The 13,494-nt window shown below is 63.8% G+C and carries 7 protein-coding genes, 5 tRNA genes and 1 pseudogene; 9 read left to right on the top strand and 4 right to left on the bottom strand.

Annotated features, from left to right (window positions below; genetic code table 11):
• Nucleotides 1-24: 24 nt before the first annotated feature.
• The 6 genes and pseudogenes from Q427_RS00305 to Q427_RS00280 all read left to right on the top strand — a co-directional run bounded on the left by Q427_RS00305 (nucleotide 25) and on the right by Q427_RS00280 (nucleotide 2,775).
• Nucleotides 25-100: transfer RNA gene (locus Q427_RS00305), tRNA-Val, on the top strand.
• Between the two features lie 52 nt (nucleotides 101-152).
• A tRNA-Asp gene (locus tag Q427_RS00300) sits at nucleotides 153-229 on the top strand.
• Nucleotides 230-256: 27 nt separating this feature from the next.
• Nucleotides 257-333, top strand: a tRNA-Asp gene (locus Q427_RS00295).
• Nucleotides 334-409: 76 nt separating this feature from the next.
• Nucleotides 410-486: transfer RNA gene (locus Q427_RS00290), tRNA-Val, on the top strand.
• A 3-nt stretch (nucleotides 487-489) separates the two neighbouring features.
• Nucleotides 490-566: transfer RNA gene (locus Q427_RS00285), tRNA-Asp, on the top strand.
• 266 nt (nucleotides 567-832) lie between these two features.
• Nucleotides 833-2,775: pseudogene (locus tag Q427_RS00280) on the top strand (FAD-dependent oxidoreductase).
• A 72-nt stretch (nucleotides 2,776-2,847) separates the two neighbouring features.
• On the opposite strand, the gene Q427_RS00275 reads toward Q427_RS00280, so the two are convergent.
• Genes Q427_RS00275 through Q427_RS00260 form a run of 4 tightly spaced genes read right to left on the bottom strand, consistent with a single transcriptional unit; the run spans nucleotide 2,848 to nucleotide 6,162 of the window.
• On the bottom strand, nucleotides 2,848-3,888 hold the full coding sequence (locus Q427_RS00275) for a response regulator (protein ID WP_197030432.1): 1,041 nt from the start codon (nucleotides 3,886-3,888) through the stop codon (nucleotides 2,848-2,850).
• Nucleotides 3,885-5,309, bottom strand: a complete 1,425-nt coding sequence (locus Q427_RS00270; RefSeq protein WP_197030431.1) for a PAS domain-containing sensor histidine kinase — start codon at nucleotides 5,307-5,309, stop codon at nucleotides 3,885-3,887. The genes Q427_RS00275 and Q427_RS00270 overlap by 4 nt, the downstream gene beginning before the upstream one ends.
• Entirely contained in the window at nucleotides 5,306-5,632 is a 327-nt protein-coding gene (locus Q427_RS31805; protein WP_197030430.1) for a hypothetical protein, read from the bottom strand. The genes Q427_RS00270 and Q427_RS31805 overlap by 4 nt, the downstream gene beginning before the upstream one ends.
• Nucleotides 5,633-5,649: 17 nt before the next feature.
• Nucleotides 5,650-6,162 (bottom strand): molybdopterin-dependent oxidoreductase, encoded by a 513-nt coding sequence (locus tag Q427_RS00260; RefSeq protein ID WP_197030429.1) that lies wholly within the window; start codon nucleotides 6,160-6,162, stop codon nucleotides 5,650-5,652.
• 382 nt (nucleotides 6,163-6,544) lie between these two features.
• Here Q427_RS00260 and Q427_RS00255 point away from each other — a divergent pair, with 382 nt between their 5' ends.
• From Q427_RS00255 to Q427_RS00245, 3 genes are read left to right on the top strand one after another with little or no spacing between them, the layout of a single operon-like run.
• The gene (locus Q427_RS00255; RefSeq protein WP_043510122.1) at nucleotides 6,545-8,446 is read left to right on the top strand and encodes a hypothetical protein; all 1,902 of its coding nucleotides are present in this window, start codon (nucleotides 6,545-6,547) and stop codon (nucleotides 8,444-8,446) included.
• The gene (locus Q427_RS00250) at nucleotides 8,374-11,484 is read left to right on the top strand and encodes a VWA domain-containing protein (protein WP_043510121.1); all 3,111 of its coding nucleotides are present in this window, start codon (nucleotides 8,374-8,376) and stop codon (nucleotides 11,482-11,484) included. The genes Q427_RS00255 and Q427_RS00250 overlap by 73 nt, the downstream gene beginning before the upstream one ends.
• The gene (locus Q427_RS00245; protein ID WP_043510120.1) at nucleotides 11,481-13,319 is read left to right on the top strand and encodes a hypothetical protein; all 1,839 of its coding nucleotides are present in this window, start codon (nucleotides 11,481-11,483) and stop codon (nucleotides 13,317-13,319) included. Before Q427_RS00250 ends, Q427_RS00245 begins: the two co-directional genes overlap by 4 nt.
• Nucleotides 13,320-13,494: the final 175 nt, after the last annotated feature.

Below are 13,494 nucleotides of genomic sequence, written 5' to 3'. Positions count from 1 at the left end.
GTAGAATTCAGCGCCACGTGACCGGGGTGGTTAGCTCAGTTGGGAGAGCACCAGCCTTACAAGCTGGGGGTCACTGGTTCGAACCCAGTACCACCCACCATCGCTCTTGAGCACCAACAATTGCGGTCGTGATCACGTAGGAAGCACGCAGCGGACCGGTAGTTCAGTTGGTTAGAATGCCGGCCTGTCACGCCGGAGGTCGCGGGTTCGAGTCCCGTCCGGTCCGCCAACTGTTTCTGATGTCTTGTCGTCTTGTGGACCGGTAGTTCAGTTGGTTAGAATGCCGGCCTGTCACGCCGGAGGTCGCGGGTTCGAGTCCCGTCCGGTCCGCCACGATGGCCTGGCATGCTGTATCGAGTAGAGCGCTGTACCAGTAGAGCTGTATCAGTAGAAGAACAGCGGTATCCGTGGGTGATTAGCTCAGTTGGTTAGAGCACCAGCCTCACATGCTGGGGGTCACTGGTTCGAATCCGGTATCACCCACCACGCGGACCGGTAGTTCAGTTGGTTAGAATGCCGGCCTGTCACGCCGGAGGTCGCGGGTTCGAGTCCCGTCCGGTCCGCCAACACGATATTCCAGACCCTGAGCCGAGTGGCTCGGGGTCTTTCGTTTGCCCCGCGTTCTCATTTCTCGGCCCCCCTTGCACCTCATCCGCCCACATTATGCGCTATGCTGCTTTCGCCTCATTGTGCATCTTTACCTTTGCGCATCCCGTCTGGCTATCATACAGTTGTTTGAAACCTTGACCAGCAGGAGGAGTCCGGCGTGCGCTATCCTCATCTCTTTCGTCCGCTCGAAGTGGGTCACCTGACGCTGCCCAATCGGGTGTTGATGGGCTCCATGCACACCAATCTCGAAGAGGCGCCCAACGGCTTTTCCCGTCTGGCGGCCTTCTACGCCGAACGGGCCCGTGAGGGCGTCGGCCTGATCGTCACCGGTGGCATCGCCCCCAACCCCGAGGGTGCTGTCTTCCAGGGAGCGGCAACCCTGGAGCGAAGCGATCAGGTGGCGAATCATCGCGGCGTGGTCGAGACGGTTCATGCCGAGGGCGGGCATATCTGCATGCAGATCCTGCACGCCGGTCGTTACGCCTATTCTCCTGAGCTGGTGGCGCCGTCGCCGATCCAGGCCCCCATCAATCCCTTCGCACCCCGGGAGCTCACAGGAAGGGAGGTCGAAGGCCAGATCGCCGACTACGTGCGCTGCGCCACCCTGGCCCGGGAGGCTGGTTACGACGGCGTCGAGGTGATGGGCTCAGAGGGTTATCTGATCAACCAGTTTCTGTGCCTGCGCACCAATCATCGCAGCGACGAGTGGGGTGGTGCCTTCGAGAATCGCATGCGCTTTGCCGTCGAAATCGTGAAGCAGATTCGCGAGGCGGTGGGCGAAGACTTTCTCATCATCTTCCGCCTGTCGATGATCGACCTGGTGGAGGAGGGCAGCACCTGGGAAGAGGTGGTCACTCTGGGTCGGGCCCTGGAGGTGGCGGGCGTCAACCTGATCAATACTGGCATCGGCTGGCACGAGGCGCGTGTCCCCACCATCGTCACCAGCGTACCGCGGGCGGCCTTCACCGAAGTGACCCGCCGCATGAAGTCGGAACTCAGCGTACCGCTGATCACCACCAACCGCATCAACATGCCGGAGGTGGCCGAGCGGGTGCTGGCCGATGGTCATGCCGACATGGTTTCCATGGCACGCCCCTTCCTGGCAGACCCGGCCTGGGTTACCAAGGCGGCCGAAGGACGTAGCGAAGAGATCAACACCTGTATCGCCTGCAACCAGGCGTGTCTCGATCACACCTTCCAGGGCAAGTTGACTTCCTGCCTGGTCAATCCGCAGGCCTGCCACGAGACCGAGCTCGAGATTCTCCCGGCCGAGACGATACGGGACATTGCCGTGGTCGGGGGCGGGCCGGCGGGTCTGGCGGCTGCCGTCACCGCGGCAAGGCGGGGGCATCGTGTGGTGCTGTTCGAGCGCAATGGCGAGCTGGGCGGACAGTTCAATCTGGCTCGCAAGATCCCCGGCAAGGAGGAGTTCGACGAGACCCTGCGCTACTTCAAGGTCATGCTCGACAAGCACGGAGTCTCGATACGGCTCAACTGTGACGTCGATCTCCAGACTCTCAAGGGATTCGATGCCGTGGTGCTGGCCAGCGGCGTCCAGCCCCGCCAGCTGACGCTGCCGGGCCATGACCATCCCAAGGTGCTCAGCTATCCCATGGCCATCCATCATCCCGAGCGCGTAGGCGTCGGGTGGCGATCATCGGCGCGGGGGGAATCGGCTTCGACGTGGCCGAACTGCTCACCCATGTGGGCCACCCCGCCATGAATACGGAGGCCTGGTGCGCCGAATGGGGTGTGGACCTCACCGTCTCCGAACGGGGCGGCATTGCCCCGCCGCAGCGCCCCGACACGCCCCGCCAGGTCTTTCTGCTGCAGCGCAAGGCCTCCAAGCCGGGCAAGGGGCTGGGCAAGACCACCGGCTGGGTGCACCGTGCCTCGCTGAAGCATCGTGGGGTCGAGACCCTGGCCGGCTGCGAGTACATGGGCATCGATGACGAAGGGCTCCACATCCGCCAGGATGGCGAGCCGAGATTGCTCGCGGTCGACAGCATTGTCGTCTGCGCCGGTCAGAATCCGGTGCGGGAGCTCCTCGAACCGCTGCAGTCGTCGGGTGTGGAGGTGCATATGATCGGCGGCGCCGACGAGGCGGCCGAACTTGACGCCAAGCGCGCTATCGACCAGGGCACCCGGGTATCGGCCAGCCTGTAACAGCCAGTTTTCAGGCGAAGCCTAGTGCCTAATCGCCTCAGGGCAGGGTGACCGACATGGAGCCGGAGAGTATCAGGCGATCAGGTCGGCCTGGCGGTGAGTGTCGGTCTTCTGGAACAGGTTGCGCAGGTGAAAGGCGACCGTGGTGGTGGAGATCGACATGCGTTCGGCAATCTCCTCGCTGCGCAGCCCCTCGGCCAGGGCCAGGGCGATACCGGCTTCGCTTGGCGTGAGCCCGAACAGGCTGGCCAGTATCTGCCGGGGCACCTGGGCGCGCTTTTCCGGATCCGATAGCAGCACTACCACCGCCGGCTCATGGGGCGAGCCGTCGGGGCGGCCCAGTGAACAGGCCAGTACCAGCAGGTCACGGCGTTCGCCCGGGCGGTTGATCCGTAGGCATGTCACCTTTTCCTCCCCCTCCTGGCTGCTCTTGAGTGCGGCCCGAATGGTCTTGCGCAGCTCCTGGCCGTTGCCGTCGGCGGACAGGCTATGGCCCAGCTCCAGCTGCTCGGTATCCTGTGACAGCTGGTGGGCCGCCCGATTGGCAAAGAGTATCTGTCCCTCCCGTCCCAGCAGGACCATGCCGGGCGCCACCAGGTCGAGGGCCCGGGTGGCGGCGACGAAGGCCTGGCTGCTCGCCTCCTGGCGCAGATCGGTCATGGCCTGGCGAAGCTCGGTGATCTCCTCCGCGGTCTTGCTGCGCATCCGCTGCACCTGGCGTAACCTGGCATCTAGGGTGGCCAGCATGAGGTCGAAATCCACTGGCTTGACCAGATAATCGTCAGCACCGGTGCGTTTGCCGTCGATGATGTCCCGGGGGTCGGAGAGGGCGGTGAGAAAGATGAAGGGTGTATCGGCAAGATCGGGCCGAGTGTTGCGAATTTCGCGCAATACCTCGTAGCCGTTGCAGCGCGGCATGTTGATGTCGCACAGAATCAGGTCTGGTGCCACGGCGTTGATCTGGGCGATGGCTTCCTGTCCATCGGCGGCTTCGATGACGGCGTAGCCGGCCTCTTTCAGTTCTTCGCAGATATCTCTTCGCAGTTCGGCATGATCCTCGGCACAGAGAATCAGCGCCGGCATGGCGGATGATTGCGTCGTGTGATCGATCATGGTTCAGCCCCTTCAGCAGCGAGTGGTAGCGTGAGCGTGAAGGTCGTGCCCACTCCCAGGCGGGAGTCCACGGTGATGTCGCCATGCTGGAAACGGGCCAGGTGCCTGGCGATATTCAACCCCAGCCCGATGCCAGGCATGGCAGCAACGTTTTGTGCCCGAAAGAAGCGCTCGAAGAGCTGAGGCATGTCCGCTTCCGGAATGCCAATCCCCCTGTCTTGCACGCTGCAGCTGGCGTGTTCGCCATTACGATCGAGTCGAACCGTAATGGGCGCGTCCGGAGCGGAATACTTCAAGGCGTTGGATACCAGGTTGGCGAGGATCTGTTCGACCAGTGCTCGATCGCAAATGACGAGCAGCGGTGACGAGGCGGTGGACTCCAGGGTGATACGTCGGGTACCCGCGGCCTCCTCCTGGAGTTGGCACACCTGCTGGGTGATGGAGGCCAGGTCGCAGGGGGCCGCCTCGGCCTCAACCTGGCCACCATCCAGCCGTGCGGCGGTCAGTGCACTTTCCACCAGGCGGGTCATGTGTGCCACGGCGTCACGCAGCCGTGTATAGCGCTCCTGACGATCCTGGGGCGTCATCTGTTCACCACGACGTAGCAATCGCTGCAGGCCGGAATCGATCACCGCCAGCGGCGTACGGAACTGGTGCGACACCGTGGCAGCAAAACTGCGATAGAAGTCGCTCACACCCTGCTCGCGCCGCAGTGCATTCTCCAGCGAGAGAGCGGCCTGTTTATAGCGAGTGATATCAGCCACTCGTAGCACGTGCCCGCCATCGTCGGTCTGGCGAATCATCATCTGGCGCCAGCCCTGGCCCTGTATTTCCAGATCGCACTGAAGGCTGCCGTTCTGGTCCGTGCCGAGGGTGTCGCACTGGGTTTCCTCCGGCCGGGTCAGCCCGCGAATGTCCTGAATGATCGAGGCAAGCGGGCGGCCGAGCTGAAGACTGGCAGTCGACATCGGCAACAGTTCGGCCAGTTGTGGGTTGGCCAGTGCCAAGCGCCCCTGGGTGTCGAAGGCGGCAAAGCCGTCCGGGGCGGTCTCTATGGCTGCTGCCAGACGCTTGCGCTCCGAACTCAGGTCCCGGGTCCGGCGCTCCACTTGATCCTCGAGCTCATTGCGGTGTGTGGCGAGAGCCCGCTGGGCGCTGGCCCGCTGGCGCAATGCCGACAGCAGCAGGCCGACCAGCACAAGGCCGCTGAGCATGATGCCCACCACCGAAGCGATGACCTGCAGCGTGCTGCTGCGGTGCTCATCCAGTCGCTCGCCGGTGGCTTCCCACTCCTCGATCATCACCGCATTGGCGATGCGGTTGAGCTGCATCATCACGGGCTTGAGCTTGCCGTGGATCCTGTCGGCTGCCTCGAGGTTGCCGGGCGCCAGGTTCTCAAGCAGTGGCTCGATGGCATTCAACTGATCGAATGCGTGGTGATATCACCGGCGAATCCCAGTCTTTCCAGATAACGCTGTTGGGGACCTTCGTCCAACAGCACCAGGCGGCTGGTAAACACATCAAAGCGCAGGCCGGGCCGAGCCGCTTCGTCCCCCAGTACGCGCCGGTTGACCGCCTCGTCCAGCCGGTGGCTGGCCACCTGGGCCTGGGTGATGACCCACAGCATGTTGTCGCTGACGTTGGAGCGCATGTCCTGCTCGACCTGATAGAGCCGCACCAGGGAGAAAGACAGGAAGGCCACGAAGGCCAGAATGACGATCAAGGGTGCAAGGTAGGCGGGCATGGGCCGGGTCCTGGTCATCATCGAATCTCGAGGCTATCCAGCTGCCAGACCCAGCGGTAGTCGTAGCGGATGTCCTGCAGTTCACTGTGATCGTCCCTGGGGTAGACGATCCACAGTGGACCCTTGTCACGGGGCGTCAGCCGCTCCCCATCCATGCTGTCCGCTACCAACACCTCGAAGTCCTGGAAGTCCTCCAGCGGAATATCCACCACGTAGTCGTTCAGTGCCGTGGCCACGGCGCTCTCCCCCTGGGCCTCGACGAGCGCCAGGAGGTCGCTCATCAGGAAGCCTTCGAAATGGTTGATGCCGTCGGTCACTACGGTCGAGGTATCCAGGGTGTGTCGCGGCAGGCCGTCGAGCATGGCGCGATCGAAGTGTGCCTCGTTTTCGACGTTGATCTTGCCGATCTCGCCGCTCACGCGCAGCAGTACCTCGCCCTCGGGGGAGGGCAGTGGCTCGGCGAGTGCCAGTATGGCCGGCATCAGCAGGGTTGCAGTCAGGCTCAGGCAAGTAAGGCGGCGTTTCGTCATGACAAGCTCCTTGGACTCTAGACAGCATGTGAGGGTTACCAGGCTGTGTCCCCGTCCGTTCGAACGGGTGCGGGCCGGCTGCAGCACCCGGTGCTGTTCCATGGGTGGCTGTAGAAAAACATGGCTTACAAAATAGAAACATGCGAGGCGTGACACGGGTACCCCTGTAAACGAACGGGGCTGCTGGTTGGCAGCGTGCCTAGACTGCGGGTAACAAAAAAGTACCAAGGGGCAATACAGTGAAAGTCGCGGTTACATCAGTTGCCTGTGTGCTGACGCTACTGCTGGCTGGCAGTGCGGCGGCCTTCCCCAGGATGGTCTTCGAGCAGGAGCCCAACGATACCCCCGAGCAGGCACAGCCTTTCCGTGGCGAAGCCGCCTGGTGGGCGAGGTGTCGGGCGATGATCGCGACCTGTTCCGCTGGGCGCTGGACGATGCCGAAACCGACCGTCTCTGGCACATCGAGCTCCAGGGCGACGGTGAGGGTGAGCTCGATGCCGAACTCTTCTGGCCGGGTGAGGAGGAGGGCGGCACCTCAGGTGTCAGCACCTTTGGTGCTGAACCGGCAACCGAAGCCGACGGTGATACTTCCCTGCTGACGCTGTCAGTGACGTCGCGCAATGACAGCGCGCTTCGCGAACCGCTGATCGTGCCCCCCGGGGAGCATTTCATTCGCTTCCTGCCACAAACGACGGGAGGGGAGTACCGCCTGACCCTCACGTCCGGCGCCGGGATCAATATCCGCGGCAGCGTGGGGCCGGACGGTGCCGATGACATCGCTATCGAATCAGGGCGGCAATGGTTTTTCCAGCTCAATCTACCCGACGTCATTATTCCGCTCACCCTTGAGGGCGATTCGCGTCAGTTATGGCGGTTGGCTCTGGTCGGAGAACTGGGAGCGTCGGTTGAGGCTTGGGTCACCGATGCTGACGGCGAGATTATCGCCGAGGCCGTGGAAGGGTCGCCCCTGCAGCAGCAGTGGGGGCGGCTTGATCTGACTGAAGGGAGTCGGCTGCACCTGCGCCGTGCCGAAGGCAAACCCATCGGCCGCCTGGGTGCCAGGATCGTTGAGGATGGTAGGCGCCAGGGTGAACCGAGCGCTGCCGAGGAGGTGGTGGAAGACGATCGCGAGAAGGATGAGATTCTGATCGCCGGCTCTCCCGAAGCGCGGCACTGGCTCGAAGCTGGCGAGGAGGTGTCGCTGACGATGGAGCGCAATGAACGTCGCTACTTCGCTTTCCAGGCAAAGGAGGGTGTGGCGTTGACCCTCGGTGCCATTGCCGAAGACGCCGAGAACCCCCTACAGATCTGCCTGAGCGCGACCGATAGCTCTGATGATGTGTGTCGAGAGGGGATAAGCAAGTCACTGTTTGAACGCATGAGCTTGTCCGCCGGCGACTACGCGTTGGCACTTCGTCGGCGGGGGCGCGACAACGAGCCAGTCGATTATACCCTGAGTCTGAAGAAGGACGAGCCGGCCCCTGAAGGCTGGGTCGCCCGCCCCAACGACGCCCGGGAGTGGGCGTTTCCGCTGATGGCAGAAGTGCCGATCCAGGGGCACTTCGACGCTAGCGGCGAGGCCTGGTTCGCACTGCAGGTCACCGGTGAGGCTCAGCAGTGGGCCATATCCACCGAGGGCGAGTCGCCGCTGGAACGTCTTTCTCTCTACCACGCCGGTGAAAATTCGGCCTTTCTGGACAACCGCGGGACGCGCCGGGGCGAGCAGGACCTGTGGCTGGAGCACGTTCGGCTGCTGCCGGGGCGTTACCTGGTGCGGCTGGTTGGAGAGGAGACAAACTATCGGCTCCTCGCCTCGCCGACGGGCAAGCCCCAGCCCGGCTTCGAGCAGGAGCCCAATGACGAAGACCGTGATGCCAATCCGCTGTGGCTGGGCGAGTCCGTGCAGGGCAGCTTCCACTCTGCAGGCGACCATGACCGCTTTCACTTCCACCTGCCGGGTCACAACCGGGTGTTGATTGAGCTGGAACCGCCCGAAGGCGGGGAGCTGGATATGCGGCTGGAGTGGCAGGGCGAGACCCTGCTCAGGCTCTCGAACGAGGAAGACAGCGTACGGCTGGATCCGATGCTGCCACCGGGAGACTACATTCTGATGCTGCAGGGAGGAGAGCTTCCCGGGCCCGCTATAGCGCGCGAGTCGCCATCACCGATCCTTGGGGAGAGGAAGAATTACCGACAGCGCCGCTGCTGGAAATGCGCCTGGAAACGGACGTTCAGCGCCTGGCTTCCTTTGCGGCGACGGGACAGCGTCTGGGCTCGCGGCTGATCCTTAACAATCCCGGTGATCACTTGCAGACATTGGCGTTGGACACCCACGTCAGCCATGAGGGCGCTTCGGTATCCGGACTGCCTGAGGGGATCGAACTGGCGCCAGGCGAGACGAGTGAGCTGTCGCTGACCTGGACCTTGCAGTCCAACATGCTGGAAAGCGCGCCACTGTCGCTGTTCGTGAGAGCCGGTGAGCAGGTGCTGCGCCACGACCTTGACCTGGAGCCCATGGCACCGGCGGTTGATCCCTTCACCACGCCAGATGTGCCGGCGTCATTGCAGGGCCTTGCCGACCTGGCCTGGGAGGCAATCGGTGCCACTTTCGTTGATCCCGACAGTGGAGAGCCCATCGACGACCTGTCACAGCGACGCAGCGGTTACGCTCACTTCCTGATCGACGGCATGGCCGGCTCCGGCAGCTCGATCCAGGTGGAAAGCGACCTGGGCGAAGCGCTGCCGCCGATCCGCCTGGCCGGCGAGGGCGGCCGGGTATTGGGTGTCTCCTTTAACCAGCGCTCGAATCACGATCACGGTGATCGATGGCGTGAGGTTGAGGTCGCTCTGGGCGATAGCCATGACACCCTCGAGGTGGTCGAGACCGTGACGCTCCGCTCAGGCGACGGCGAACAGTTCTTCGAATTCGAGGCGCCCCGTGGCGCCCGCTATGTCCAGCTGCGCCCCCTGAGTGTCTGGGGTGACGAGGATGCCCGTCGCAGGGCCCACGGCAGCGGGCTGCTGCGAGTGCTCGGCGAGCCGCATGGCGAACTGGCCCAACGGCGTCATGATCTGCTCGACCACGAGCTCGGCGGACACTGGGTCTATACGCGTCCGGATATCTCTCGGCTATATGGCTTCCAGGGCCAACGTTACTCCGCACGCGGCATCATGGGGGAGCGTCAGGTGCGCCGCGGCCAGCGTATCCGCGGGCGCTCCATCGAAATGGTTTTCGCCTTTCTGCATCAGCGCGCAGCCCGTATCGACGAACTGCAGTGGGTCGAGAATCTCGATTGGGAGGGCCAGCCCGTGGAGCGGGTGAGGGTCTATACCGCCACCGAGAGTTCAGTGGGTCCCTGGGAAAGACAGGCGGACTGGCGGATGGAGAGAGATGGTGACGGCGTGGCCAGCCTGACCCTGCCAGAGTCGCCTAGAGCCCGCTATCTGCGGCTGGTCTTCGACGAACCCGAGGAGGGGGAAGGTCGGGGCGAGAATACCTGGCGCATTCCCGAATCGCTGAGGGCTTACGAGGCGGATAGCCTGGGTAGCGGCCGCTCTGTCCTGGGGCACTGGGGCATGGACCACTCACGCGGACCGCTGGAAGCCGAGCAGTCGCCCGTCGAGTTTTCGCTGGTCGAGGTCGAGGACACTCATAGTCATGTCGATGAACCGCTGAGACTGGAGAGGCGAATCACCGGAAGGGTCGAGGAGCCGGGGGACACTCGCCATTATCGGATCGACCTGGATGAAGGCGACAACACCCTGGCGTTCGCACTGCAGGAGTCCCAGCGCGGCAGGCTGCAGGCGAGCCTGACGGACCCCGAGGGCACCGAGGTGCCGCTCGCCTGGCAGGATGGCGAAGGAGGCAAGCGGTTCGTCGAGGCCCTGGACCTGACCCCGGGAACCTTTCGGCTGGCGGTCGCCGAGCCGCCCCGCTCGGTGGCCATTCTCTGGGATGGTAGCGGCAGCGTGGCCAACCACCAGCCGGCCATCTATCAGGCGCTCAACCGCTTTGCGGAGGGGCTGAAGCCGGGCCGAGAGGTGTTCAACATGCTCCCCCTGGGGGGGCCGCTGCTGATCGATGGCTGGGCGGAATATCCCAATCAGGTGGCCCGGACCCTGAATGTCTATGACGGTCACTTTTCCAGCTCCGATTCCGAGCCGGCACTCAAGCTCGCCACGCGCGCGCTGGCAGCCCAGGAGGGCGAGAAGGTGATCTTCCTGATCACCGATGCCGAGCAGTTGGGTCGTGACATGACGGTGTGGAGTGACCTGGAGCGCGTTCGTCCGCGGGTTTTCGCGCTGGAGATCACCCATGGCGGCCGGCGGGATACTGATGAATACCGCTGGTACCAGGACCAGATGCTCAGTTGGGCCCATGTGGGCGGTGGGAGCTATCGCTACACCACGGGACGCAGCGATCTGATCCGCGCCTTCGAGGCGGGTATGCGCGAGCTGCGCCAGCCCACAACCTTTGCGCTCGAGGTCGATCGCCGCTACCAGGAGCCCCCTGAGCCCGGCAGCCTGCGAGTGGTCAGTGGTGATGAGCCGGTGGTCGCTGCCGGTGTGGTGCATCTGATCTTCGACGCGTCTGGCTCCATGCTGCGCCAGATGGAAGGCGGACGGCGTATCGAGGTGGCGCGGCGCATCGTTCAGCAGGTACTCGACGAGCGCATCCCCCAGAGTGTGCCGGTGGCGCTGCGCGCCTTCGGCCATACCGAGCCTCACAGCTGTGCCACCGAGCTGCTCGTCGCCCCCGGCGAGGACAATCATGCGCAGGTGCGGCGTGCCGTCGAGGGCATACAGGCCATCAACCTGGCGCGCACCCCGCTGGCCGACTCGCTGGATGCCGTACTCGACGACCTATCGGATTACCAGGGGCAGCGGCGGCTTGTGGTCATGCTCACCGATGGCGAGGAGACCTGCGATGGCGACCTGGAGCAGTCGGTGGCAGACCTGATAGAGGAGGGCATCGACGTCCGTCTCAATATCGTCGGTTTCCATATCGACGAGATCGGCCTCCAGGCCGAGTTCGAGCGCTTCGCCGAACTGGGTGGCGGCGAGTACTTCGACAGCCATGACGGTGACGAGCTTGTCGAGGGCCTGGCCAGCGCCCTGGCCGCCACCTGGCGGGTAGTGAATCCCGGCGGCGACACGCTGGCGCAGGGACGCGTCGACGGTGAGGCGGCCGAGCTGGATCCCGGCGACTACACCCTGGTGGTGGAGGCCCAGCAGAGCGAGCGCCAGCACACTTTCAGTATCGCGCCGCGCCAGGCCAAGGAGGTTCGCCTGAGCGACGCTCTCTCGGAGCCATCCCCATGACAGAACGTGTCTGCACTATCACCAAGCCGCTGTTGATGACGCTGCTGCTTGGCCTGGCGACTTCCACTTCCCTGTCGGCCGCCGGGCCGCCGGACCCCGATGCCATGGCGAGACAGCCGCTGCCGGAGCACCAGCAGGATGCCAGCCACCGGGGCAAGTCGGCCATGGAGCATGCCGAGGTGCTAGTGGCGCCTTCATTGGTGCAGCGCCTCATGGGACTCGAGCGACTGGGAGAGATGGGCGTCGATGGTCTGCCGGCGCGAGATGCGGTGCGCTATGTGCTTGAACGGGGCGACACCGAAGGCCTGGCATCGCGACAGGTCGACCAACTCCGGCTGGCGGCACTGAAGACGCTCTTCGACATGCAGGCACCGGAGGCCGAGGCGCTGCTGCGACAGGCGATCCTGAACCCTGCTTTCAGCCAGCATGCTTCTACCTATCAACGCCTTGTTACCGGTGCCGTCGAGCTGGGCGTCGACGAGGCCACACTGCAGGCGGATCTGCTGGCCCTGGTGGATGAGGATGGTATCCATGCCGCCCGATTGATGGCGACCGAGGCGCTGCCCGAAACGGTACTCCATTCCCTCGCCGAGGCACTCTTTCATGACAAGCATGATGAGACGGCCACCCGCTTCTTCCTTCGGCGAATGGCCGAGTTCGATTTTGTCGATGACGCCACGTGGCTGGAGTATGCGAGTGAACATGCTGGCCTGGCCAGGGAGAACCTGGCTGACGTTCAGGCGGCATTGGCTGGCATCGGGACTGGTGACGCCCTGGACGTTGCCCTTGAGGTCGATGATTTCCCGGGCAGGCGGGGCGAACTGTTCGAGCGCTTCGCCAGAGGGCCGCTGGGGCCGGAGCCTGTCTTTGCGCGGCTACTGGGCGAGCTGCGGGACGAGATAGCCCAAAAGGAGTCGGAACAGCTGGCTGCCCTAATGGAAACCCTCTCCGGAGAACTTTCCGCCGGCGCTGCCGGACCCGGCACGTCTCCCATGGCCGAGGTGGCCAGGCGTAGCTTTATCGAGGCCATGACGTCACTGGTCGAGCAGGGGCCGAGTGACGACCATCGATTGGTCGGTCTACAACGTCTGGTCAGGTACCAGCAGCGTCATCCCCAGACATCCCCAGCCATGACCCTGGGCCCAGTCTTCGATGCCCTGGAGCGAGACGATTCCTCCGAACTGGTGATGCGCCAGGCGACCTCATCATTGCAATTGTCACCGGCACGGCTGGCCGAATCGGACCCCGCCTTTTTCAGCCGCCGGGCAGTGGCCCTGCTCTGGGCCGCGGAATCTGCCGCCCATGCCGAACTCCCCGAACGGCTGTTGCAGCCGCTGATGCGTTCGGCAACTCATGCGGCCCTTGTCGTCGACACCATCGTCGAATCCATCGATGAGCATCGTGACCGCTGGGCCGTCAACCCGGCAGTGGGAGTGCTGATGACCTCTGGCCAGACCCGTGGTCTGGAGCGCTCGACGGCACGTGAGCTGGCTTCCCAAGAAATGGGGCGGATCCTCGTCAACCCGGTGGCCGACTTTGCCCATATCGGTGACCATTTCCTGCGCAACCGGGGAGGCGGGGCCCTGGCCAACCTCAAGTACAACACCGTGAACGGGCTTATCGGCATTCTCGAACCGACCATCTTCGATGCCGGCAGCGGCTGGCAAGCGCCATTCCCGCCGTCGGCGCTGGCCGACATCATGACGGCACGGCCTGGCTGGCTGTCACGCGAGCCTCAGGCAGAGGCTGACTGGATCGCCTTCCTGAGACGCGTCCGGGATCACGGCGACCCCGACTTCAGTCCCGTTGCCGAGGCGGCCCTGGACGCATTCTGATGGCGATAGGAACGGAGCCTTGGGCTGGCCCGCTCTTGCCATCTTGTACCGCCTTGATGCCCTTCCCGTCTATATGAACGGGTACAGCCTGGACCTGGCTGTTCTAGGCTGTGTGATTAGTAACGACAAGAACACATGCATTACAAAAATGAAACCTGAAAGGCGCCGGTGTTAT

The sequence above is a fragment of the Halomonas sp. BC04 genome (assembly GCF_000568385.1).
The sequence above is the reverse complement of the archived record's forward strand: the minus strand, read 5'-3'. Positions and strand labels throughout refer to the sequence as shown.